Source organism: Amphritea sp. GJ51-11 (assembly GCF_055808735.1).
In genome coordinates, this window is the sequence record NZ_CM147881.1 from 381,014 (window position 1) to 402,670 (window position 21,657).

21 protein-coding genes and 7 tRNA genes are annotated in these 21,657 nt (G+C 50.9%); 16 read left to right on the top strand and 12 right to left on the bottom strand.

The genetic code is table 11. The features are described 5' to 3' along the window. Positions 1-31: 31 nt before the first annotated feature. Positions 32-1,384, bottom strand: coding sequence for a DUF1329 domain-containing protein (locus AC0L4K_RS01495; RefSeq protein ID WP_417225180.1), 1,353 nt, complete (start codon positions 1,382-1,384; stop codon positions 32-34). 27 nt (positions 1,385-1,411) lie between these two features. Then, complete coding sequence (locus AC0L4K_RS01500) at positions 1,412-3,226, bottom strand: DUF1302 domain-containing protein (RefSeq protein ID WP_417225178.1); 1,815 nt, start codon at positions 3,224-3,226, stop codon at positions 1,412-1,414. A gap of 287 nt (positions 3,227-3,513) precedes the next feature. On the opposite strand from AC0L4K_RS01500, the gene AC0L4K_RS01505 reads away from it, so the two are divergent. The 10 genes from AC0L4K_RS01505 (at position 3,514) to greB (ending at position 6,274) form a co-directional block, all read left to right on the top strand. Next, the gene (locus tag AC0L4K_RS01505; RefSeq protein WP_417225176.1) at positions 3,514-4,581 is read left to right on the top strand and encodes an AraC family transcriptional regulator; all 1,068 of its coding nucleotides are present in this window, start codon (positions 3,514-3,516) and stop codon (positions 4,579-4,581) included. 114 nt (positions 4,582-4,695) lie between these two features. After that, positions 4,696-4,786, top strand: a tRNA-Ser gene (locus AC0L4K_RS01510). Between the two features lie 16 nt (positions 4,787-4,802). Next, positions 4,803-4,878 (top strand) — tRNA-Asn (locus AC0L4K_RS01515). 4 nt (positions 4,879-4,882) lie between these two features. After that, positions 4,883-4,958: transfer RNA gene (locus tag AC0L4K_RS01520), tRNA-Lys, on the top strand. Positions 4,959-5,004: 46 nt separating this feature from the next. Continuing rightward, positions 5,005-5,080, top strand: a tRNA-Lys gene (locus AC0L4K_RS01525). A gap of 76 nt (positions 5,081-5,156) precedes the next feature. Further along, a tRNA-Ser gene (locus AC0L4K_RS01530) sits at positions 5,157-5,247 on the top strand. 16 nt (positions 5,248-5,263) lie between these two features. Continuing rightward, positions 5,264-5,339, top strand: a tRNA-Asn gene (locus AC0L4K_RS01535). Between the two features lie 4 nt (positions 5,340-5,343). After that, positions 5,344-5,419: transfer RNA gene (locus AC0L4K_RS01540), tRNA-Lys, on the top strand. A gap of 185 nt (positions 5,420-5,604) precedes the next feature. Continuing rightward, positions 5,605-5,766 (top strand): hypothetical protein, encoded by a 162-nt coding sequence (locus AC0L4K_RS01545; protein ID WP_417225174.1) that lies wholly within the window; start codon positions 5,605-5,607, stop codon positions 5,764-5,766. A gap of 31 nt (positions 5,767-5,797) precedes the next feature. Continuing rightward, on the top strand, positions 5,798-6,274 hold the full coding sequence (greB, locus tag AC0L4K_RS01550) for a transcription elongation factor GreB (RefSeq protein ID WP_473267987.1): 477 nt from the start codon (positions 5,798-5,800) through the stop codon (positions 6,272-6,274). A 58-nt stretch (positions 6,275-6,332) separates the two neighbouring features. Here greB and AC0L4K_RS01555 read toward each other — a convergent pair whose 3' ends face one another. Beyond that, complete coding sequence (locus AC0L4K_RS01555) at positions 6,333-7,295, bottom strand: YeiH family protein (protein WP_473267988.1); 963 nt, start codon at positions 7,293-7,295, stop codon at positions 6,333-6,335. 99 nt (positions 7,296-7,394) lie between these two features. Between AC0L4K_RS01555 and AC0L4K_RS01560 the strand changes: the two genes are divergently transcribed. The 3 genes from AC0L4K_RS01560 (at position 7,395) to AC0L4K_RS01570 (ending at position 8,850) form a co-directional block, all read left to right on the top strand. After that, positions 7,395-8,180 (top strand): LysR family transcriptional regulator, encoded by a 786-nt coding sequence (locus tag AC0L4K_RS01560; protein ID WP_473267989.1) that lies wholly within the window; start codon positions 7,395-7,397, stop codon positions 8,178-8,180. Further along, positions 8,156-8,305: a hypothetical protein gene (locus tag AC0L4K_RS01565; RefSeq protein ID WP_473267990.1), complete on the top strand. Its 150-nt coding sequence runs from the start codon at positions 8,156-8,158 to the stop codon at positions 8,303-8,305. The genes AC0L4K_RS01560 and AC0L4K_RS01565 overlap by 25 nt, the downstream gene beginning before the upstream one ends. A gap of 62 nt (positions 8,306-8,367) precedes the next feature. Further along, a complete protein-coding gene (locus tag AC0L4K_RS01570; protein WP_473267991.1) occupies positions 8,368-8,850 on the top strand; it encodes a hypothetical protein in 483 nt (160 codons plus the stop codon). A 40-nt stretch (positions 8,851-8,890) separates the two neighbouring features. On the opposite strand, the gene AC0L4K_RS01575 is transcribed toward AC0L4K_RS01570, so the two are convergent. The 9 genes from AC0L4K_RS01575 to AC0L4K_RS01615 form a co-directional block, all read right to left on the bottom strand. Next, positions 8,891-9,277, bottom strand: a complete 387-nt coding sequence (locus tag AC0L4K_RS01575; RefSeq protein WP_417225165.1) for a hypothetical protein — start codon at positions 9,275-9,277, stop codon at positions 8,891-8,893. Next, positions 9,270-9,584, bottom strand: coding sequence for a hypothetical protein (locus tag AC0L4K_RS01580; protein WP_473267992.1), 315 nt, complete (start codon positions 9,582-9,584; stop codon positions 9,270-9,272). The genes AC0L4K_RS01575 and AC0L4K_RS01580 overlap by 8 nt, the downstream gene beginning before the upstream one ends. Positions 9,585-9,587: 3 nt before the next feature. Next, positions 9,588-10,424, bottom strand: coding sequence for a putative RNA methyltransferase (locus tag AC0L4K_RS01585; protein WP_473267993.1), 837 nt, complete (start codon positions 10,422-10,424; stop codon positions 9,588-9,590). A 5-nt stretch (positions 10,425-10,429) separates the two neighbouring features. Continuing rightward, the gene (gene dapE, locus AC0L4K_RS01590; protein WP_473267994.1) at positions 10,430-11,569 is read right to left on the bottom strand and encodes a succinyl-diaminopimelate desuccinylase; all 1,140 of its coding nucleotides are present in this window, start codon (positions 11,567-11,569) and stop codon (positions 10,430-10,432) included. Positions 11,570-11,648: 79 nt separating this feature from the next. Beyond that, positions 11,649-12,680: a 2,3,4,5-tetrahydropyridine-2,6-dicarboxylate N-succinyltransferase gene (dapD, locus tag AC0L4K_RS01595; protein ID WP_417225157.1), complete on the bottom strand. Its 1,032-nt coding sequence runs from the start codon at positions 12,678-12,680 to the stop codon at positions 11,649-11,651. A 108-nt stretch (positions 12,681-12,788) separates the two neighbouring features. Continuing rightward, positions 12,789-13,133: an ArsC family reductase gene (locus tag AC0L4K_RS01600; RefSeq protein WP_473267995.1), complete on the bottom strand. Its 345-nt coding sequence runs from the start codon at positions 13,131-13,133 to the stop codon at positions 12,789-12,791. Positions 13,134-13,144: 11 nt separating this feature from the next. Then, positions 13,145-14,362 (bottom strand): succinyldiaminopimelate transaminase, encoded by a 1,218-nt coding sequence (gene dapC / locus AC0L4K_RS01605; protein WP_473267996.1) that lies wholly within the window; start codon positions 14,360-14,362, stop codon positions 13,145-13,147. Between the two features lie 145 nt (positions 14,363-14,507). Further along, on the bottom strand, positions 14,508-17,663 hold the full coding sequence (locus AC0L4K_RS01610) for an efflux RND transporter permease subunit (RefSeq protein ID WP_473267997.1): 3,156 nt from the start codon (positions 17,661-17,663) through the stop codon (positions 14,508-14,510). A 3-nt stretch (positions 17,664-17,666) separates the two neighbouring features. Beyond that, positions 17,667-18,998 carry an efflux RND transporter periplasmic adaptor subunit gene (locus AC0L4K_RS01615; protein WP_473267998.1) on the bottom strand — a complete coding sequence of 444 codons (1,332 nt, stop codon included), beginning with the start codon at positions 18,996-18,998 and terminating at the stop codon, positions 17,667-17,669. 105 nt (positions 18,999-19,103) lie between these two features. Here AC0L4K_RS01615 and AC0L4K_RS01620 point away from each other — a divergent pair, with 105 nt between their 5' ends. Genes AC0L4K_RS01620 through AC0L4K_RS01630 form a run of 3 tightly spaced genes read left to right on the top strand, consistent with a single transcriptional unit; the run spans position 19,104 to position 21,632 of the window. Further along, positions 19,104-19,958 (top strand): alpha/beta fold hydrolase, encoded by an 855-nt coding sequence (locus AC0L4K_RS01620; protein WP_473267999.1) that lies wholly within the window; start codon positions 19,104-19,106, stop codon positions 19,956-19,958. Between the two features lie 11 nt (positions 19,959-19,969). Next, on the top strand, positions 19,970-20,968 hold the full coding sequence (locus tag AC0L4K_RS01625) for a hypothetical protein (protein ID WP_473268000.1): 999 nt from the start codon (positions 19,970-19,972) through the stop codon (positions 20,966-20,968). Between the two features lie 19 nt (positions 20,969-20,987). After that, the gene (locus tag AC0L4K_RS01630) at positions 20,988-21,632 is read left to right on the top strand and encodes a DUF2959 domain-containing protein (RefSeq protein WP_417225144.1); all 645 of its coding nucleotides are present in this window, start codon (positions 20,988-20,990) and stop codon (positions 21,630-21,632) included. The last annotated feature ends 25 nt before the right edge of the window (positions 21,633-21,657 follow it).

Genomic DNA, 21,657 nt, shown 5'->3' on the forward strand with positions numbered 1-21,657 from the left:
TGGTTTGATGAACAAAAATAATTGCCGGTGCTTAACGAATACCCATACGACGGATCGCTTGTGGGGTAAAGTCACTGTGCTTAAAGCGCGCATTAAAGTCGAAACCGTCGCCCTCTTCATTGGTCAGGCTACCCACTAAATAGCGTCCAGATTGCAGGTCATACAGGGCTTCAGCGGTTAACCAAGGCACCTGTGCGTCCTGATACTGCATCTGATGAGCTTCACCTACACGCCACAGCTGGCCACGGCCATCGTAGTGATCAACAACCGCTGCTTGCCAAGTGTCTTCATCAATATAGAACACCCGTTTAGCGTAGATATGTCGAGCACCTTCTTTCAAGGTAGCTTCCACTTTCCAGACGCGGTGCAGTTCATAGCGCCCGTAATCCGGATTCATATGGCCCTTTTGCAGGATGTCCGTATATTTCAGCCCACGGTCAGCCAGTTTGTAGCTGTTGTATGGGATGTAGATCTCTTCTTTGCCGGCCAGTTTCCAGTCATATAGATCCGGTGCACCGTTGAATAGGTCGAGATTATCTGAGGTTCGTTGTCCATCGGATGCGGTACCCGGTGCATCATAGGCAATCTGTGGTGCACGACGTACCCGACGTTGACCCGCATTATAGATCCACGCTTGACGGGGCTTGGCGATCTGATTTTGCGCCTCATGTACCAGTAGCACGTTGCCGGTTAAACGGGCGGGTGCCTTAATCTGCTGTACGAAGTAAAATAGGATATTGTCATCCTGTTCAGTACGACCCTCTTTGAGGTAGTTAGGCCATGACATCTTTTCGGTGATTTTGACCGGTACGAAGTTCCCATTTTCGTGTACAGGCACCTGCACAAAGGTTCGCTCAAGTGCGCCGCCGCGGTAGCGAGACATATGGTTCCAAATTGCTTCTAAACCGTTACCCGGAATTGGGAAGGGGATACCTTCTAGGGTATTACCGCTCAAGCCGTTGCCATTGTCGGTCAGCGCTGAATTGACGGCATTTTTACGCGCATTATCATACTGAACCGCCGGCAGTGAGGCACTGCGGTGGGTCGGGTAGATGTTCATCCGGAAGGTGTCCGGATATTTGGCGAACATCGCCTGTTGGCCTGGCGTGAGGTGCTGCTGGTACTCGGCGGCATTGGCAGCGGTAATCGTCATGAGTGGTTGTTCGCCTGCATAGGGGTCTTTAAAACGTTCCCCTCCAGCCGGTAAACCACCTTTCCATGCAGGAATCGAGCCGTCGGCATTGCCGGCCATTTCAGCCCCCATTGGGGTTAATGTCGTGCCGAGTTTAGCGGCTTCAGCCTCGGAAACCGCAGCCATTGCTTGCAGACTAAAGCCTAGCCCCATTACTGAGCTAAGGATCAGTGCCGTTGATTTAAACGTCATAATAAATTCTCCTATTTTCCTTAACTCTTAGAAAGAGACCGATGCACTGAGTGAAAGAAAATCGCGATCACTAATGGCGTTGTAGTCACCGCCAAAGAAGTTGGTATAGCCCATTTGTACCCGGTATTGATTCAGATAATCAGCCGTTAGACTCAGTGTTGCTGTCTTTTCGCCTTCGCGGAAGGCTGCTCCCGGTTCTGGACCATTACCTCCAAGGCCATGTTTGAGGCTGATCTGAGGCGTTAAGTTAATACCGGCAAAGGCGTTAGGGTAATTAAGACTGGCTCGAACGACATAACCGTAGGAGTCTTGCGTGACAAAACCATCAGTTTCGCCTGCCGCATATCCAAAGGTACCGTGGCGACCATATTTGAGTGCATTAGCGCCTTCATCGAAGTCGTTAATGTGGGTCCAGCCAAGTTCGCCGATCAACGTTAAGCGGCTAGCCCCCATAGTGTTATCAAAAAACTGTAACAGGCTGGTTTGCACCTGAGTGACGTCGAACATGGTATAACCATTAACATCCCCGCCGGGTGCTGAGCCAGCAATCAGGTTGTCAGCAGCGGCATTACCACTACTCATACCTAGCCCTTCAGTTAGGATGGCAGAGACGAGTAATGGTCCATTGATCTGAACGGGGACATCGACTTTATGCGTTATTTCCCCAGACCAAGCGACTGTACCAACCGTGGTGTTAAAACTTAGACCTAACATTTGGGTATCTTCAGGATACTCAATAAAATATTCAGAGGTAAATACGCCAGGAACACCGCCTGCGGTGTATTTTACACCACTCGAAATCGGTAGTCGGCTATGATAGTTGGCAAAGTATAGGCCGAACTCAGTACTGTTGAGTTCTTCGGCGTAATACCTAAATGCTAAACCAAATTGACCACCATCATCGGCTTCACGGCGACCATCATCGTTACGGTTGATAACAAATAGACCGCCAGCGGTGCCAAAATAAGCGGAATCATCTTGTTGAGTCGGTGGTATTAAGGCGGAATTGATACGAATACCATCACAACCTTCAGCACCGAAATCATTGTTTGAGAAATAGGTACCGCAACCATCAATAGCGGTCGCTTCCCATTGCAGCTGATAGAAGGCTTCAACACTTAAATTATCGGTCAGTCCAAGAGATGCAAATGCCATATTCGTTGGCAATAGGGCTTCTTTAACCTCTACCCCTGCTCGGCGTATTGCGCTGACATCAATGGGGTTGATTGCGTTGAGCCCGCCTTGAATAAAGGTACTTTCGCCCCAGTTGATTACTTGACGTCCCAGTCTTACATCAAGCGGTTGTTCGTTTACTGAAAATGAGCCAAACACATAGGCATCAAGGATTTCAGCACCCGAGAATTTAGCATAATCATTGAAGCCATCATCGCTGAGTGAATCATTGGATGAATAACCATTGACGGTATTGCCATGTGAGCGATCGCCATCACTCAGTTCGGTGTCGAACCAGTACTTGCCACGGACAAACGCACCGATATTATCTTTGCGTAATTCTAGATCATGGACGCCTTTAAATACCGTCGAAAAAGAGTGTCCCTTATCGAAGTTGAGATTTGCGTCATCATAAGAGCCAGAACCGGCACTCGTGCCGCCGTTGGCTGTTGAGATTAAGTCGCTATCAGCATCGTTCAAGCGCCAGCTGGAGCCAATTGACAACTGAGAATCAAATCGCCCCTCAATTTCTCCAAGGTTAAATTCTACGGCTGCCGCAGGAGCCGCCAGTGTGGTTGTCAGCATTGCTAGGGTAACACTCTGTGCGAGCTTATTGCGCACAGGAGTGGTATGCCAGGGGGCTGACGTCCGTATCGATCTCTTTGCCATTCGCTTCACCTATTCGGTAACTTGTTATTTTTGTTTGTTCAGCCAAACCCGGTTGACCGGGATAATAGCCAGCCTACTGATCAGGTATATACCTGCGGCTCGCGTGATCTGAATAAGGCAGCTTAGATGATCCTTCATTAAGCCCTGCCTTCTCAATAACAATAGCTGTCATTATCACTGACAAAAAATGTCTTAGCTTTATTTTAGATTTTTTCATGATATAAGTTAAAAGAATAGCTGGTGAATTACGTAACATTAGAAAAAGTAAGCAAAAAAGAGAAATAAAGATGGAAAAAACCATCACCGTTCCAACGGGTTATGTCCGATATTTGCTCTCTCAAGTGGAGAAACAGGGCTACAACCTCGATGAATTACTCGCAGAGGTGGGCATAGATCCTACCGAAATTGAGCAAAGAACAGAGTTTTCCGCTGTCAAATTCGGTCAACTCTATCAACGCATTATGTGGACCGCACAGGATGAATCATTCGGTATGGTCTCCGGTGGGCGAGTGCCAAACGGTACGTTTCGGATGATGTGTCATGCGATTATTCATTGTTCGACCTTAGAGAAGGCGATCTATCGCAGCAGTGCTTTTTACGAGATCTGCCGGGGTACGAAAGTGAAACCACTATTAGTGCGCAAAGGGCGCTATGCCAAGCTTTCCTTTGCCCCCGTTAGCTCTGTGCCTGCGGAAGAGGTGCGTGAGATGTTGGAGAATGAACCCGCCGGTGTCGTGCGGACAGGGCTATCGATGTGGCATCACTTTATTAGCTGGTTGATCGGTTCGAGGCTGGACTTGAAAGCGGCGTATTTTACCTTCCCACGGCAGGAGGACAGTTATCATTATGAGACACTGTTTCAGTCGGAGGTTAAATTTGATCAGCACGATAATGCCATCGTGTTTCCCGCTCGTTATTTGGACTATCCCATTATTCAGAACGATGAGAGCCTAAGAGGTTTTCTGCAAACGGCACCTTATCAGCTGATTGTGATGGTGGATAACGACCAAAGCCTTCGTTCACAGGTTAAGGTGATGTTGGGGAAAGACTTTAGCCGAGAGCTGCCGGGGGCAGAGGAGGTGGCCTTTAAACTGAATATGTCCGTGTCGACCCTGCGTCGTCGGCTCGCCGAAGAGAACAGCTCTTATCAGAAAATAAAGGATGATTGCCGTAAGAAAGCGGCGATCAACTATATGGATTCACCGCAGCTATCGATCAATGATGTGGCGGCGCTAATGGGCTTTGATGAGCCTTCGGCATTTTTCCGTTCATTTAAAAAGTGGACCGGCATGACACCGGGCGAGTACCGCCGCAGTGAAACCTATGGCGAAAAGTACCGTCTGGGGATGAATTAAGGGTCGAGAATCTGAGTTGTGAAAGGGATATGACTATTTTTAGCCAAATATTAACTTTTTCACTTCCAAAGTGTTGACACAAACGCGGAATCCTTTAATATACGGCACCTCGCTGGAGGGGTGGCTGAGTGGTCGAAAGCACTGGTCTTGAAAACCAGCGAGGGTTAATAGCCCTCCCAGGGTTCGAATCCCTGCCCCTCCGCCATAGCGAGAAACGTTGTTCCTCGATAGCTCAGTTGGTAGAGCAGTAGACTGTTAATCTATTGGTCGCTGGTTCGAGTCCAGCTCGAGGAGCCACAAAGGGTCGTTAGCTCAGTTGGTAGAGCAGTTGGCTTTTAACCAATTGGTCATAGGTTCGAATCCTATACGACCCACCACTTCTCTTAACGGAGTTGTGGTATGGGGTAAAAAGAAGTTCGGTGTGGGTCGTTAGCTCAGTTGGTAGAGCAGTTGGCTTTTAACCAATTGGTCATAGGTTCGAATCCTATACGACCCACCACTTCTTCATAAATAGCCACCGCTGGGTGGTTTTTTTATGTTTGAGATTTAGGCGCTTTATTGTAGAGCGTATCGCTGGAGGGGTGGCTGAGTGGTCGAAAGCACTGGTCTTGAAAACCAGCGAGGGTTAATAGCCCTCCCAGGGTTCGAATCCCTGCCCCTCCGCCATAGCGATGAATGTTGTTCCTCGATAGCTCAGTTGGTAGAGCAGTAGACTGTTAATCTATTGGTCGCTGGTTCGAGTCCAGCTCGAGGAGCCATAGTGGGTCGTTAGCTCAGTTGGTAGAGCAGTTGGCTTTTAACCAATTGGTCATAGGTTCGAATCCTATACGACCCACCACTTTTTATAAATGGCCACCGTTGGGTGGTTTTTTTATGCGCGAAATTTACCCTACGCACAGAATAAGCCCCGCTAGGCTCTGGCCGAGTGTAGCGAAACAACGCTAGCGCCTGTGACGGCGGTCTACCAAGCTAAGTCCTCCGTTAGACCTGCTTATGATAAATGACCACCGTTGGGTGGTTTTTATGTCTAATCTTTGTACTACCTCCAGAGTCATCACCGGTTGTTTGTCTGCCAATAAAGCGCATGATGAGTCGCAGGGTTGTTTTTCTGTGTTCCTAACCGGCTTCTGTGGTAAAAAAGTGGTCTATTCCGGTCTGTTAATATCGAGTGGTATGTCTCGTTAGCAGACCTTTATGTTGAAGGTATGGTTGGCTGATGAAAGCACGATTAATCACACAGGAAGGCTACGATAAGCTTAAAGCGGAACTTGATTACCTCTGGCGTACAGAGCGGCCAGAAGTTACCCAGAAGGTCACTTGGGCGGCGAGTCTGGGGGATCGTAGTGAGAATGCCGATTATCAGTACAATAAAAAGCGGTTACGGGAGATCGATCGTCGGGTGCGTTATTTACGCAAATGTATTGATGAATTGGGTATTGTCCATTATGCGCCGGAACAAGAGGGTAAGGTGTTTTTTGGTGCCTGGGTTGAGATTGAGAACGACGACGGCGAGGTAAAGCGTTTTCGCATCGTCGGTTATGATGAGATATTTGAGCGTAAGGATTACATCTCCATCGACTCACCGATGGCCAGAGGCCTGTTGAAAAAAGAGGTTGGCGATGAGGTCGCCATCAGGACTCCGGCCGGTGAGGCCTATTGGTACATTAATCAGATTGAGTATGTGCAAACCTGATTTTTAGTGGTTGCTGTTAGGGTTGCGAACACGGATTACAGGCTAATCAGCAACCGATTTAATCCATACCCCCCACGATCAACAGCACAAACAGAATCGATGCTAGCAACATAGGTTTAGGCCCCGCCTGCTTGATCGTCACCCAGCGGGTTTGTAGACCGAGTGCGGCCATTGCCAGTGCTAGGCTGAACTGGCTGGCGGTTTTTAATAGGCCCTGTAGTTGCTCGGGGAGCACGACGAAGCTGTTAACGCCGGTGGCGGCGATAAAGCCAAATACAAACCATGGAATGATCACCTTGCCTTTACCCGCTTGGCCGCTGCTGGCGTTGCTCAGGAATGAGCTGAGTAGCAGGATGAACGGGGCTAACATCATCACTCGAATCAGCTTAACGACGACCGCTGTTTGTAGGGTCTCAGGACTGATCGATTCACCGGCCGCCACGGCCTGTGCGACTTCATGCACGGTGCTGCCGATATAGATGCCAAACGATTGCTCGGTCATGCCCGCAAACTGATAGATCAGTGGATAACTAAACATCGCCAAGGTGCCAAACAGCACCACCGTGGCCACGGCGATGGTGACATGTTGCTGTTTGGGTTTTAGTACGGATTCGGTGGCGAGTACTGCGGCGGCGCCACAGATAGCGCTACCGACAGAGGTTAGGATCGCAACATCTCGGTGAAGTTTGAAAAACTTTATACCGATCCAGGTACCAAGGCTGAAAATAGTGCAGATCATCAGCGCATCTAATAACAGCGCTTGCCAGCCGACGGCAAAGATCTGCTCTAGACTCAGGCTGAAGCCAAACAGCACAATGCCTGCGCGTAGTAAGCGTTGCTGGCAGAACTGGCTGACCCGTTGATCATTTTTGCTTTGTGGGTGGTGATCAAAGTGTCCCCAGATCATGCCGATTAAAATCGCCAGCGGTAGAGCGCTTAGACCCAGTTGTGCGATGGGGCCTAGACTGGCAAGTCCGAGTGCTAATGCGGCAATAAGGGGTAGCAGAATAATTCGTGGCATCGTTTTGCTCATCTTTGTGAGTGACGCAGCCATCTTCTAATGTTATGAATGTTTAGTAAAATGGATGTTTCTAACATTAGATATAAGAAAAACCGAACAATGGCGATTTCGTTAAGGCAATTAAAAATATTTGAGGCCACTGCTCGGCTAGGGCGACTCACGGCGGCGGCTGATGAGCAGGCGTTGAGTCAGTCGGCGGCCAGCCAGGCGTTAAAAGAGTTAGAGTCGATGTTGGCTTATCGATTGTTTAATCGTACCGGCCGTGAATTGGAGATCACCGATGTCGGTCAGGAGGTTTTACCTCGGGTGCGGGATATTTTGGCCAATATCGAAAGCCTTAAAACGCCTTATGGTCAGGGGGTTAGTGGGCCATTTAGAGTGGCGGCCAGTGTTACGATTGCCAGTTATCTTTTTCCCCAGATCATGTCAGATTTTCTCACCCTTCACCCCGATGTAGAACCTGATTTACAGATTGCTAATACCCAGCGGGTACTGGAACGGCTAGAAAAAGGTCAGGCGCATATTGGTTTGATTGAGGGGCCGGCTTCCCATCATCAGCTGCAGACGGTGGCTTGGCGAAAAGATCATCTGCAGGTGTTTTGTAGTCGGACACACCCGTTGGCTCAGGAGGGGGTGTTAACGGTGGCGCAAATGGGACAGCAGCGCTGGATCCTACGGGAGCAAGGGTCGGGGACGCGGGCAGTATTCGAGCGTGCATTGCAGCAGGTGGGTGGTCGGTTAGGTCCGGTGATGACACTAAACCGTCAGGAAGCGATTAAGCGTTCAGTTAAGGCTGGGCTCGGTATCGGTTGCCTCTCGCAGCTTGCGGTTGCTGATGAGCTTCTCAGGGGGAGCTGGTGGTGTTACAGACGCCGTTGGTGTTGACCCGACAGATGTCGCTGGTGGTGCCGCCTGAATCCCATATTAATCCATTGGTGAGGGCGTTTATTGAATTTTTGGCTGTGCCGGTGATGCCGCTCTCTGAGGGCGATTCATCTGATCGAGGCTAATTGACTGCTGAGCGTTAATGACGTGGATTAAGTCTACGATAATATTAAAGATTTTCCCGTTTATGCCGATCTATAACGGACTCTATTTTAATCCTGATATGTGGTTGTTGATGCAGATCGAACGGCTTGAACAGTTAGAACAGCGGATCGAGACTTACACCTCGTCGTTGACCCAAGCGGTCAATGAGGGACGGGGTGCGCAATTCTCTATGCTGTTGAGTCTGATCAATGCCACCGAATATCAGGCACAAAAAACAAAAACGTCTTCCAGTGAATTTAGTTTACCGGCGGCGCAGCCTACGGAATATCCTGATCCGGATTCACTTTATACCGATGAGGTGGTGAGTCGTTTGAATAGTGCCGTCAGTGAAAATCATTCGGGGGATCTTGCTTATCTGCTGAGTCACTTGTCGGTTCAGACGACTACCCCTTATAGCACTGCAGCGGCGGGTGATGATTTTGCCCGCATGGGCTTGGCATCGGCGGGGCGTTTGATGATTGATCAGATTGATCGTTCGGGGCAGCAGTTTAGCGCTCAGGCTTAATTAGACAGAGCACTCGCTTAAACGGTTATCAGTGCGTTAATCAGCTCTGCCAGTTAATTTTTTCGACGGTGCCGTTGTCGACTTTCCACCATTCATCCGGATCATCTCCCGACGTCCAGCCGCTGGCGATACAACGGATTTGTGTGTCTAGCTCGCGGGCCGCTTGTTCGGCGCAATCGAGATCTTTTATCCACGGGGTTTTATCTGAATTGAACCAGACACTGGTCCAGGCTTTGCCGGATACTTTTTCGTGAATCATGATCGGCATCTCATGGCCATCAATAACGCCGATGAAATGGTGTACCTGACCCTGCTCAAAGTCTCGCTTTAAGGGGCTGCAGATGTTCTCCAGCCATTGGCTGATCCGATCCAATGAGCGGTCTTTAATATAGATCTCAATATCGGGGTGGCGTTGGGTATCAGTCATGGTGAGAGTCTGTGTTCTTGTTGGGTTGAATGTCGGTTAACAGAAAGCGAAAAATTCTCAGGATGCTCAGGCTAATATAGCCGAAGGCGGCGATGATTGCGCCGCCAATTAAAAAAATCAGGCCGATTAGGGCAATAATATCTCGCTGCAGGCTGTCTGCTAAGAGAAATTGAGCCAGCACTAAGGCGATAAAACCGAGCATAAAGAGGCCGAGGCCGACCATCAGAATCGCCAAATTTTGCTTGATATTATCGGCACGGCGTATCAGGCGTAAACGTAGGCGCTGTGTTAGGCTGCGATGGCGCATGCTTTAGATCCGTCGGAAGCTTGCCAGACGAACATCCAAGGTGAGTTCTAGTTGTTGTAACTCGGCTAGACGCTCCCGCGCGGCTTGGGTAATGCGCCAACCATGGGGTGTCATCGCTAACAGTTGATCGATTTGGGCCGGGGTCGGTAGTGTGAATTGATAGCTAATCGTTTCGGTTGCCAGATGCTCAAAGGTGTCAGCTAATACCGATTCGGGGGTAAAGCCAGAGTGACGTACCTCATCGTAGATCTGAGTTCGCAATTCGATCAGATGGTCATCACCAGGATAGGCGATTAATAGCTCTGCCCCGGGTTTTAGCGTGCGGCTGAACTCCTCTGGCATCAAGCGGCTGAACAGCACGGTCATCAAGTCTAGAGAGGCATCCGCCACCGGCATCCGTGCCCCGGAAGCCACCATCCAAGTAACGGCTTTGCTCTGGCGGCAGGCTGCTTTTATCGCGTGTTTCGAGATGTCCAGCCCCGCTAACTGATAGCCACTGGCGTGCAGTTCAAGTTGTTGTTCCATCCGTTGGGTGTAATAGCCCTCACCGCAGCCCATATCGAGGATACGGGGGGTGACTAAATCTGCGGCACGTTCGGCGAGCCGGGTGGCGATGGTATCCGCCAGCTGTTGATAATAGCCTAACGCCAGAAACTGACGTCTGGCTAGCACCATCGCGGCATTATCGCCGGGATCTTTCGAGCGCTTCTGATTGGCGAGCAGGAGGTTCCAGTAGCCCTGCTTGGCCGCATCATAGCTATGCCGTTCGGGGCATTCCAGATGCTTCAGGTCACCCTGTAAGGGTTGCAGGCAGACGGGGCAGTTTAGATCAAAACTCATCAGGATTACCGTGCCAACAACTTAGCGAGAATGTTTTCATACAGCGAAGACAGGGTGTCGAGATCGGTTGCTTTGACCCGTTCATTCACTTTATGAATAGTGGCGTTAATCGGGCCGAGCTCAACCACTTGTGCGCCGGTGGGAGCGATAAAACGCCCGTCGGAGGTGCCGCCCGAGGTGGATAGCTCGGTATCTAAACCGGTAATGGACTGGATTGCATCAACGCAGGCATCCACGAGATCGCCCCGGTCGGTGATAAACGGATGGCCACTGAGGGTCCAGTTAACATCAAAATTCAGGCCATAGCGATTCAGAATAGCGTAGGTTCGCTCTTTTATCTGTTCGGCGGTAATTTCGGTGGAAAAACGTAGATTAAATTGTACGTTAATCTCGCCGGGGACAACGTTGGTCGCGCCTGTGCCGGCATGAATATTGGAAATCTGGAAACTCGTGGGCGGGAAAAAGTCATTGCCTTCATCCCATACTTCACAGGCCAGATCATTCAGAGCCGGAGCCGCCAGATGGATCGGGTTTTCCACCAGATGAGGGTAGGCGACATGGCCCTGTACGCCTCGGATTGTTAGGTCGCCACTAATGGAACCCCGTCGGCCATTTTTGATGACATCACCGACTTTCTCGGTACTGGAGGGTTCGCCAACAATACACCAGGTGATTTTCTCGTTGCGCGCTTCTAGGTGATCGATCACCCGAGTGGTGCCATTAACAAAAGGGCCTTCCTCATCGCTGGTAATCAGTAGGGCGATCGAGCCGTCATGATCCGGGTGGTGCTCTATAAAGCGTTCTAGTGCAGTGATAAAGGCTGCCAGACTGCCTTTCATATCGGCAGCCCCTCGGCCACAGAGAAAACCATCTTCAATAATGGGGTCGAAAGGTGGGTGGCTCCAATTGATTTCAGGCCCGGTCGGCACGACATCGGTATGGCCAGCAAAACAGAACAGCGGCCCCTGTGTGCCCCGACGGGCCCAGAAATTGGTTACTTCTTCAAATTGCAGGCGTTCGATATGAAAACCCATTGCTTCGAGACGTTCTATCATCAGTTCCTGACAACCGTCATCTTCCGGTGTGACGGAGCGACGTGAAATCAGTTGTTTGGCTAATTCGATAGTGGGGGTTAGTTGGGGCATAGGGCTACCTTAACGTCGGGCAATGGGTGAGGAGAATAGATCGGGTGCCGCCTATGGCAACACCCGGGAGACGATACACTTAGTTGTGAGCGTGCAGTTCTTCGTTCAGCTCGATAGCCGATTTATTGGTCTTAACTTCGATGCGACCATTCTGTGAGTTCCGACGGAACAGTAAGTCTGGCTTACCAGCCAGTTCAGCCGCCTTAACGGTAGCCACTTCGTTATTTTGATCGTCTAACAGGGTCACTTTAGAGCTAGAGGTTACATACAGACCCGCTTCAATGGTACAGCGATCACCCAGTGGTAAACCTAAGCCTGCGTTGGCACCCAATAGGCAGTTTTCGCCAACGGAGATGACCACATTGTTACCGCCGGACAGGGTGCCCATAGTCGAACAGCCACCGCCTAGGTCAGAACCGTTACCGACCACAACCCCAGCGGAGATACGGCCTTCAACCATGCTAACGCCCAGTGTACCGGCATTAAAATTGATAAAGCCTTCATGCATAACTGTGGTGCCTTCACCGACGTGTGCGCCAAGGCGAATACGTGAAGTGGCTGCCAAACGAGTACCGGCTGGGACAACATAGTTCGCCATTTTAGGGAACTTATCCACAGAGTGAACATCGATAATACGGCCCTGAGCGCGTGCCGCCAGTTGGCGTTTTGGTAGATCATTCAGCGCGATGGCGCCTTCGTTTGTCCAAGCCACGTTTGGCAGTTTGCCAAACATACCGTTGAGGTTGAGTCCGTGAGGCTTAACCAGACGGTGTGACAGTAGTGTCAGTTTGAGGTAAACCTCAGCGGTAGACTCAGGGTCGGCATCGGTGGCTAGCACGGTTAGAATCATTGGCTGATGAGTGCCTTTGCAGATTTCAATGATCTCGGCTTGGTCTTCAGCATCGATGGCTAAGAAGGCCGATTCCAGTGCACTTAGCTGCTCTGCAGATAGCTCAATCGCTTGGTTGCCGCCGGCATAGCCCGCCGCATCGGTTGCCGCTTGGATCAGCGCGTCGGATGGGTTTAACAACGGGCCGTTATAATAAACTTCCAGCAACTCACCGTCAGAGGATTTAGTGCCAATACCTAGGCCAAATGCAAATGTACTCATGTGTGTAACTCCATAGAACTTGTCGTAAGACCTTAGCGTAAGATCATTAAAATAGTGGTTGTTAGCCGATCTGTTATGTCAGGTCGGTCAGGCAAAAGGTTAATTTGTTTAGGGTAAGAGCGTGTTGTAATCGCTCTCTTTAAAGCCGACCAATAGGCCGCCAGCGTGGCTCAGCACCGGGCGTTTAATCAACGTCGGCGTGGCGAGCATCTCGCGTATGGCGGAGGCCTCATCGATGTTGCTTTTGACCTCATCACTGAGAGCGCGCCAACTGGTGCTACGTTTGTTGAGCAAGGTCTCCCAGCCCAATGCGGCAACCCACTCACGTAGCTGGGCTTCGGTGAGGCCATCTTTGCGAAAATCGTGAAAGCTAAAGTCGACATGGTTAGTGGTTAACCAGCGCTGGGCTTTTTTCACGGTGTCGCAGTTGGAAATACCATATAGAGTGGTCATTATCGGCCTCTTTAGTCTTGTAGTGATTCAACGTAACGGCGGATTCGCCAAGCCGCTTCGACACACTCTTCCAAGGTTGCAACCAATGCCATTCGTACCCGGCCTGCACCCGGTAGGTTGCCCTGCAGGTCGGCTCTGGAAACATAGCTGCCGGGCAGTACAGTGACGTTCTGTTGTGCAAATAGCCCTTGGGTGAACAGGTCATCGGCAATCGGCGTGGCGGCCCATAGGTAGAACCCGGCATCTGGAAAGTCGACATCCATGACTGGCTTTAGAATCTCAACCACCGCAGTAAATTTTTCCCGGTACTTATCACGGTTTTCTAACACATGCGCCTCATCATTCCAGGCAGCAATGCTGGCGAGCTGAGTTGGAATCGACATGGCGCAGCCGTGATAGGTGCGGTAGCTGGTGAAGGGTTTAATCAGGCTAGCATCGCCGGCCACAAACCCTGAACGCAGTCCTGGTAAGTTGGAGCGTTTAGAGAGGCTATGAAAGACCATGCAGTTTTTATAGTCATCCCGGCCCAATTGCGCGCAGACTTCCAACAAACCAACTGGTGGTTGAGCTTCATCGAAGTAGATTTCGGAATAACATTCATCGGAGGCGATCACGAAATCATACTGATCTGATAGGGCAATCAGCTTAGTCAGTGTGGCTGCATCGGTGACCGCGCCGGTAGGGTTGCTCGGCGAACAGAGGAACAGCAGCTGGCAACGCTGCCAGACAGTGTCTGGCACGGCATCAAAATCGGGCACGAAATTATTCTCAGCAACGCAACTGAGGTAGTAAGGTTCAGCACCGGATAGGTAGGCTGCGCCTTCATAGATCTGATAAAACGGGTTCGGCGAGACTAACAGCGGCGTAGCTTGGCTGGCCGGTGCTCGATCGATGGCGCACTGGGTGAAGGCGAAAATCGCTTCACGGGTGCCCAGCACGGGCAGCACATTTTGTTCGCCGGTTAGGCTGCCGGATTTGAGTGAAAAACGACGTGTCGCCCAGTCGGCGATGGTTTGACGTAACTCAATGGTACCGGCCGTGGTGGGATAGTTCGCCAGTTTGTCCAGATTGCGGCTCAGTTCATCGATCACAAATGCGGGTGATGGATGCTTGGGTTCACCGATAGAAAGGGCGATATGGTCTAGCTCGGTTGGTGGGTTTACCCCGGCTTTCAGCTTAGCCAATTTTTCAAATGGATATGGCTGAAGCTTCTGCAGATCTGGATTCATTGAAATGCCTTGTAATTAGCCGTTGTCAAAAGATCGCAAATTATACCGGATGGAAGTCGACAGGCCAATGAAACCCGGTCGCAATTCACGTTTATCTGCGCTCACCGCTGACGAGGCTAAGGGTTAAGGTATTCAGCGGCTTGGCTTATGGTTTTAACGTTGCCGGTGGGCGAGCGGTAAAACGCTTGAAAGCGGCCTTGCCGTTTTCGAGGCTGACTAACAGGGCTGGCACAACGAGTAGGATCAGTACGGTACCGAAGGCCAAGCCGAATACCAGTGAGGTCGCCATCGGAATTAAGAACTGCGCCTGTAGCGAGGTTTCAAAGAGAATCGGCGTGAGGCCGGCAATGGTGGTCAATGAGGTGAGCAATACTGCCCGTAGACGCTGGCAAGCGGCTTCAACAATCGCTTTATGCACCTCCATGCCGCCGTTGCGCAGCTTTTGGTAGAAGGTAATCAGTACGATTGAGTCGTTAATCACGATACCGGATAAGCCAAAACAGCCAAACAACGAGAGAATCGTGAGGCTTTGGCCGGTTAGCAGGTGTCCGGCGATGGCGCCGGTCAGACCCAAAGGTATCGCCAACATCACCGCGAATGGCCAGCTATAGGATGAAAATACCCAACTGAGAATAATAAAGATCAGCAGTAAGGCAATTAATAGCCCCATCTGCATATCGGCTAGGGTTTCCCGCTGGTTTTTATTACGCCCCTCGAAACTGGCTTCGACCCCAAAAGCGGAGGTGATCTGCTGCAGTTTACCCGCTTGCAGGTCGGCGATAATCTCATTGGCATTGGCGACCGCTTCATCAAGGTCGGTGGTGATCTTAATCGCCAGTTGGCCATCGATTCGTTGCAATCGGTCGAGGCCCTGTTTATCGGTAAATGACACCACATTGGCCAGCGGGGCACTGCCGCCATTGGGGAGAATAATAGGCAGGTTTTCGAGGGCGCTGAAGCGATCCCGTTCGTTATCGGGCAGCACCACGCGGACCTCTATTTCATCTTCCCCTCGATTAAATATCTGCACTAACTGACCATCAAAGGATGACCTGAGCTGACGGCCGACGGAGCTGAGGGTCAGACCGGCGGTTTTGCCCTGGGGGGTGAGTTCATAGATTAACTGAGATTTACCAAACGGCAGATCATCATCGACATTGCTGACCCCGTTATATTGTCTCAGGCTATCCTGCACCGCTAACGAGGCGGCTTTAAGTTGTTCAACATCGGCCCCCACCAATTTCACTTCGAGTGATTTTCCTGGCGGACCGGAGCGGTTTAGGTCAATGGTGAACTTTTCAATCCCGGCGGGCAATGTGATCTTGCTACGCCACTTTTTAATGATCTGGCCATTGGATATCTCTCGGCTATCGACCGGAGTGAACTGCACATATAGCGCGCCAAATTCATCGCCCTGATTGGCGCCCTCGCTGGTGCGGCTGCTATTCGTTTTACGGTGGATCTGCAATGCCATTTTGACCAGATCGCCGCCGAGTTCCTGTTCGGTCTGGCGTAAGGTTTTATCCAGATGTTGAAGGAATTTGTCGACCTGTTCGGGGCTGCTGCCCGAGGTGAACTGAATATTGGCATTCAGGGTTTCCATCTCAACGGCGGGGAAGAAGTTGAATTTAATCCGCCCGCTACTGACAAGCCCAATGGCAATAATAAAAGCGGCAAAGGCGATGGTGATGGTCACCCAGCGAAATTCGATGGCATTTTCAACCCAGCCACGAAAGCGGCCATTCTTGAAATGATTGAATGCGGCATCAAGTTTGATACGGGTGGCCGAGGGGTGTAGGTCGGCGGCTCGATGAAGGCTGTGATGCAGATGGCCCGGCAAAATGAGGAAACATTCCACCACCGAGGCGAGAATAACGCAGATAACCACGGTGGGAATATCGATCAGAATATTGCCGATCGTTCCACCAATTAACAGCAGCGGCAGAAACGCGGCAATGGTGGTCAACGAGGAGGCCATGACCGGGGCTAACATCCGGTGCGCGCCACCGATAGCCGCTTGTAGTCCGGGTTCGCCCATCTGTAAGTGGGTCAGGGTATCTTCCCCGACGACGATCGCATCATCGACAATAATCCCTAGCGCCATGATCATGCCGAATAGACTGATCATATTGATACTGCCACCGATCCCGTAAAGTACCGCCAGAGTGGCCATAAAGGAGACGGGAATGCCGATGGTAACCCAGAAGGCCACACGGGCATTGAGGAAGAGAAAGAGAATGGCGATCACCAGAATCAGGCCACTTACCCCGTTTTTGACGAGAAGATTAATACGATCCTGAATCGCTTCATAACCCTCATCGAAGGCGATCAGCTGAATGTCCGGTGGCAAGGTTGGCGTCCGTTCTGTTAGCCACTCGCGCATAATGGCGGCGGCTTCTAGGGTGTCATCGTTTTCAGTACGGCGCAGCAGCAGTTGAATCGCAGGCTGGCCTTGGTAGCTCAGATAGGTCTGGTTGTCCTGATTACGCCAATCGATGCTGGCAATATCTCCTAGCCGGAGCAACTGGCCGTTGCTATCGGTGATCAAAGGTAACTGCTTGAAGCCGGTCACATCCCGTTGCTGGCTAAGGCTACGGATCTGCCGAGAACCATCTCCTTGCGCCGCAGTGCCGGCGGGTAGGTCAACGCTGCGTTGATTGATAATCTGGGCCACGTCACTCAGACTGAGATTTAGCTCATGGAGGCTGCTGGAGCCGATTTGAATGGCAATCTCTTCTTCTGGCAGACCGACAAAGTCGATTTTGCGAATGCCACGCTGCAGTAGTTCTCGCTCATATTCGCGGGCCAATGTTCGTAGTTCTTGTTGGCTGGCGGTGGGGCTGGTGATGAGTATGCGGGCAATATTGTCATAACGGATCACCTGCTGCACGATCGGTTTTTCTGCATCGGCGGGCAAGTTTGTGATGCCGTCGACCTTTTGTTTTACCTCATCGAGGATGTAAGCGACATCGCTATCCTCTTCCAGTTCGATACGAATCGAGGCTGAACTTTGCGTGGCGGTTGAGTAGAGGGCATCGATACCGTTAACCGATTTTAATTCCCGCTCGATGGGCAAAATGATAGAACTTTCGACATCTTCGGCCGCTGCGCCACTCCAGGGGACGGCGATGGTGATAATGTCTAGCTCAAAGGTGGGGAAAAACTGGGTGTTCAGTTTTTTTAATCCCCAGATACCGGCCAAAATCATTAGCATCATCAATAGGTTGGCGGCGACCCGGTGTTCGGTAAACAGGGTGATTAGATTTTTGAAAGGCCCTTGATTCCCTTGATTGATCGACATCGCTTACTCCGTCGCTGCCGCTTGGGGCTTATTGCTGGCGACTTCGACTAGGAGGCCGGTGATCGCATTGGGTAACTGGGTCGCTAAGATCAGGTCGCCGGCTTGTAGTTGGTCGCTCCGGACTAATACCTTGGCTTTACCTTCATTGTCACGCATATCGCCCACGCGGGTAATCTTGTTCGCCTGTAATCGGTTGTCCTCCACGGTATAGATTCGATCGGTGCCGAAAATCGCCTGTGGTGGCAGTGCTAGTAAATTGTCCTGAATCGGCATGGTCAGATCGAGGGAGATTGAACGGCCCGGCTCGCCGCGATAACTGTCGGCATTGATCCGAAATAGCGCATCGACACCGGCGCTGCCACTAGTGACCGCAGCGGCAAAACGTTCAAGGGTCAAGTCGAGGGTTTGGCCATCGAGCCATGCGGTGGCGCTAATGAGTTGGCCGTTATTGAGTTGTTGGTGTAGTTGTGGCAGATAGCGGCTAGGGATCTGTGCTCGTACTTCTAGCGAGCGGGTGTTGTAGAGGGTTAACAGTGTATCGCCGCTGCGAACTCGTTCACCCGCCGCAACACTGATATCGGCAATACGTCCGGTAAAGGGGGCGCGGATTTGACTGCGCTCTAAATCGAGGGCGGCACTATCACGCAGGGCAATAGCCTGATTTAACTGGGCGTGGAGCTGGGCTTGTTGATTGGGGTGATCATCGATCGCCTGTTGCCGGCTGTTGAGGGATAGCGCTTGTTGCTGTTTGGTGCGACGAGCATCATCTAACTGGGTCTGGCTGGCGAGACTACGCTGGCTCAGGTCCTGATAGCGATCGAGAGTACGCTGGGTAAGGTTGACGAGTTCCTGTTCAATTTTTAACGCTTTAATATTGGCTTGATAGCTGACTTTTTCGGCGGCAATCAGGGCGGTAATACGATCTACATCGGCTTGTTTCTGAGCCAGCAGCAGTGATGCGTCGCGGTTATCCAATTGTACTAACAGCTGCCCAGCGGTGACGTTTTCGCCCTCGGCGACTAGGCGTTTTTCGACAAAGGCATTAATCGACGAGGATAGTGTGCTGCTGGAGGGCGATTCGATCCGGCCATAGAGGGATAACTGGGGGGCATAACGAGCCGGTTCGGCGGGGAGAACCCTGACTGTCCAGACTTTCTCTTTAGCGGGTCGGGCGGGCGCTGTCGGTTTAGTCATTTTCAGTATCACAAAGATTGCCACGGCCGCTGCTAAAATGACCAGCGGTAGTAACCAGCGCTTGTTATGCTGATACCAAGATAAAGGTTGCTGTTCCGCCATGACGTGTCCATCGGTAATCTTTGGTGAGAGATTGATCATAATACATCTGGTTTAGACAGTAAGCAGAATTGTTCTCCTCTTTACAATTCTTTAGTAGATGTTAGCTTTACAGCTTAGCTGCGTTTCAGATAACAGGAGAGAGTGATGCGAACCCGATCGGTAATGGCGCTTAACCCTTTAGGGCTTCACCGGGTGGTTTATCACGAGTGGGGCAGTGCGGATAACGAACGTGTGTTGGTCTGTGTGCATGGCTTGGCGCGCAATAGCCGTGATTTTGATGCCTTGGCCCGGGCTCTATCGCGAGATTACCGGGTCGTTTGTCCAGATATGCCCGGCCGTGGGGAAAGTGATTGGCTGCCGGATGGTGTGGCTTATGATATTCCTCGTTATATGAGTGATATGGTCACATTACTGGCGCGGCTAGATGTCGAACAGGTCGATTGGGTCGGCACCTCAATGGGCGGCATTATCGGTATGTGTTTGGCGGCCCTACCCAATTCACCGATCCGTTCCTTGGTGCTAAATGATATCGGCTGCTTTATCGATAAAGCAGCCTTACAGCGCATCGCCCAGTATTTAGGCGATCACCGGTTTAGCTCGGTGGCTGAGGTCGAACAATATATGCGCCGTACTTATAGCGCCTATCAAGGGTTGGATGACGAGCAATGGCAACATCTGGCGAAATATGGCCATCGGCGTATCGCGGAAGATCAATATGGATTGCATTATGACCCGCGGATCGCAGAGCAGAGCGCCGCGATACAGGATCAGGATATTGACCTAGAGCCGTTTTGGCGACAGGTGAGTTGTCCACAGATGTTGATTTGGGCAGATCAGTCGGATGTGCTCCGTGAGGCTACGGTGACGCGGATGCAGCAGATACGTCCGGATATGGATCTCTACCGTATTCCGGGTATGACTCATGCTCCCTCGTTGATGGAAGCTGAACAGATCAATGCAATACAGCAGTGGCTGCGAGATAATCGGGTCAATAATTAGGAGACCGTATCATGAGTGCACTGTGTCAATGGCCATCGGATCAGCTTTGTCTGACGAAGGATGCACGTGAGGAAGCGATCCGCCGGGTTGAACGTGCTTTTGCCTCAACCCTAGAATCTTTGAAAGTCGATATTGGGCTAGTGGAGTTGCTGGAATCGATCTATGTGCCTTTAGGTGCTTGGTTGGTGGCACGAAAAGATCAGCAGCAAGGGCCGTTGGTGGTGGGTATCAATGGTGCTCAGGGCGCCGGTAAATCAACCCTGTTTAATCTGTTGGAAGTGATTCTCGAAGAGGGTTTTAATCTTAAGGTGGTGGGGTTGTCGATTGATGATCTCTATAAAACCCGTGAATCTCGTGAAGGGTTAGCGCACTCTATTCACCCGTTACTCAGTACTCGCGGAGTGCCAGGCACCCATGATGTTGAACTGGGCATTGAACTGATCCGCGGCTTGAAAGGCGAATTCGGCGAAGAGGGACGTAATGTCAAAATCCCGGTGTTTGATAAGTCGATCGATGATCGCTGCCCTCCGGTGTTATGGCAGGAATGGCACGGTGAAGCGGATGTGATTGTGTTGGAGGGTTGGTGTGTTGGCGCATCGGCTCAACCGGAGGCGATGTTGGCCGAATCGGTTAATGATCTGGAGCGTAGCGAAGATCCGTTGGGCTTCTGGCGAAGCTATGTTAACCAGCAACTTGATGGTCGCTATAAAGAGTTATTCGATATGATTGATGTGTTGATTATGCTCAAAGTGCCAAGCATGGAGTCGGTGTTTGAGTGGCGTTCTCAGCAGGAGAAAAAACTGGCTGAGCGCGTGCGTTATTTTTATGATACTCAGCAACCCACCCAGCACCTGCGGATTATGAATGAACGGGAAATTAGGCGATTTATTCAGCATTATGAACGGCTAACCCGTAATATGCTCGAAGAGATGCCGGGCCGGGCGGATGTCTGTCTCGAGCTGAATGAAAATCATAAAATCAGTCATATCCGTATTAATAAGCCGCTGTAAATCGATGTAAGGGAAATAGATGAAACGTTTAATGCTTGTTGGTGTGTTGTCGCTGCCATTGGTGTTGAGTGGTTGCCAGAGTGCTTACTACTCCGCGATGGAGCAAGTAGGGATTCATAAAAGAGATATTTTGGTGGATCGAGTTGAAGACACCCGCAGTGCACAGGATGACGCCCAGCAGGAGTTTGTTTCGGCGTTGGAACAGTTTCGCCAAGTAGTTAACTTCGATGGCGGTGAACTGGAGTCGGTGTATAACGATATGCAGTCGGCCTATGATGATAGTGAGGCGGCGGCTGAATCGGTGAGTCATAATATTCGTCAGGTTGAAGAGGTGGCCGCGGCACTGTTTGAGGAGTGGCAGGAGGAGTTGGATCAATACACTAGTCGCAAGCTACGTAATCAAAGTGCGCAATCCTTAAAAGAGACTAAAGCCCGCTATAACAGCCTACATACCCGCCTTAAACGCTCTGAATCGAAGATGCAGCCGGTGCTCGCAGCATTAAAGGACAATACGCTGTTCCTCAAACATAACCTGAATGCGCGGGCGATAGGCTCATTGAAAGGTGAGTTTGGGGGCATCAAACGGGATATCGATCGCTTGCTGGTGGAGATGCAGCGCTCCATACAGGCATCGGATCAGTTTATTAAAGAGATGCGCCAGTAGGGTAACTCATGCCGTTGTGCTGGCT

Bases quoted from the DNA above. Each gene is read 5' to 3' on its own strand.
- AC0L4K_RS01575 (WP_417225165.1), bottom strand. From the start codon at position 9,277: ATGACTGATACCCAACGCCACCCCGATATTGAGATCTATATTAAAGAC.
- AC0L4K_RS01580 (WP_473267992.1), bottom strand. From the start codon at position 9,584: ATGCGCCATCGCAGCCTAACACAGCGCCTACGTTTACGCCTGATACGC.
- AC0L4K_RS01630 (WP_417225144.1), top strand. From the start codon at position 20,988: ATGAAACGTTTAATGCTTGTTGGTGTGTTGTCGCTGCCATTGGTGTTG.
- AC0L4K_RS01500 (WP_417225178.1), bottom strand. From the start codon at position 3,226: ATGGCAAAGAGATCGATACGGACGTCAGCCCCCTGGCATACCACTCCT.
- dapD (WP_417225157.1), bottom strand. From the start codon at position 12,680: ATGAGTACATTTGCATTTGGCCTAGGTATTGGCACTAAATCCTCTGAC.
- AC0L4K_RS01615 (WP_473267998.1), bottom strand. From the start codon at position 18,998: ATGATCAATCTCTCACCAAAGATTACCGATGGACACGTCATGGCGGAA.
- AC0L4K_RS01610 (WP_473267997.1), bottom strand. From the start codon at position 17,663: ATGTCGATCAATCAAGGGAATCAAGGGCCTTTCAAAAATCTAATCACC.
- dapC (WP_473267996.1), bottom strand. From the start codon at position 14,362: ATGAATCCAGATCTGCAGAAGCTTCAGCCATATCCATTTGAAAAATTG.
- AC0L4K_RS01600 (WP_473267995.1), bottom strand. From the start codon at position 13,133: ATGACCACTCTATATGGTATTTCCAACTGCGACACCGTGAAAAAAGCC.
- AC0L4K_RS01570 (WP_473267991.1), top strand. From the start codon at position 8,368: ATGCCGATCTATAACGGACTCTATTTTAATCCTGATATGTGGTTGTTG.
- AC0L4K_RS01495 (WP_417225180.1), bottom strand. From the start codon at position 1,384: ATGACGTTTAAATCAACGGCACTGATCCTTAGCTCAGTAATGGGGCTA.
- AC0L4K_RS01585 (WP_473267993.1), bottom strand. From the start codon at position 10,424: ATGAGTTTTGATCTAAACTGCCCCGTCTGCCTGCAACCCTTACAGGGT.
- AC0L4K_RS01620 (WP_473267999.1), top strand. From the start codon at position 19,104: ATGCGAACCCGATCGGTAATGGCGCTTAACCCTTTAGGGCTTCACCGG.
- AC0L4K_RS01625 (WP_473268000.1), top strand. From the start codon at position 19,970: ATGAGTGCACTGTGTCAATGGCCATCGGATCAGCTTTGTCTGACGAAG.
- AC0L4K_RS01545 (WP_417225174.1), top strand. From the start codon at position 5,605: ATGTCTAATCTTTGTACTACCTCCAGAGTCATCACCGGTTGTTTGTCT.
- dapE (WP_473267994.1), bottom strand. From the start codon at position 11,569: ATGCCCCAACTAACCCCCACTATCGAATTAGCCAAACAACTGATTTCA.
- AC0L4K_RS01555 (WP_473267988.1), bottom strand. From the start codon at position 7,295: ATGCCACGAATTATTCTGCTACCCCTTATTGCCGCATTAGCACTCGGA.
- AC0L4K_RS01560 (WP_473267989.1), top strand. From the start codon at position 7,395: ATGGCGATTTCGTTAAGGCAATTAAAAATATTTGAGGCCACTGCTCGG.
- AC0L4K_RS01505 (WP_417225176.1), top strand. From the start codon at position 3,514: ATGGAAAAAACCATCACCGTTCCAACGGGTTATGTCCGATATTTGCTC.
- greB (WP_473267987.1), top strand. From the start codon at position 5,798: ATGAAAGCACGATTAATCACACAGGAAGGCTACGATAAGCTTAAAGCG.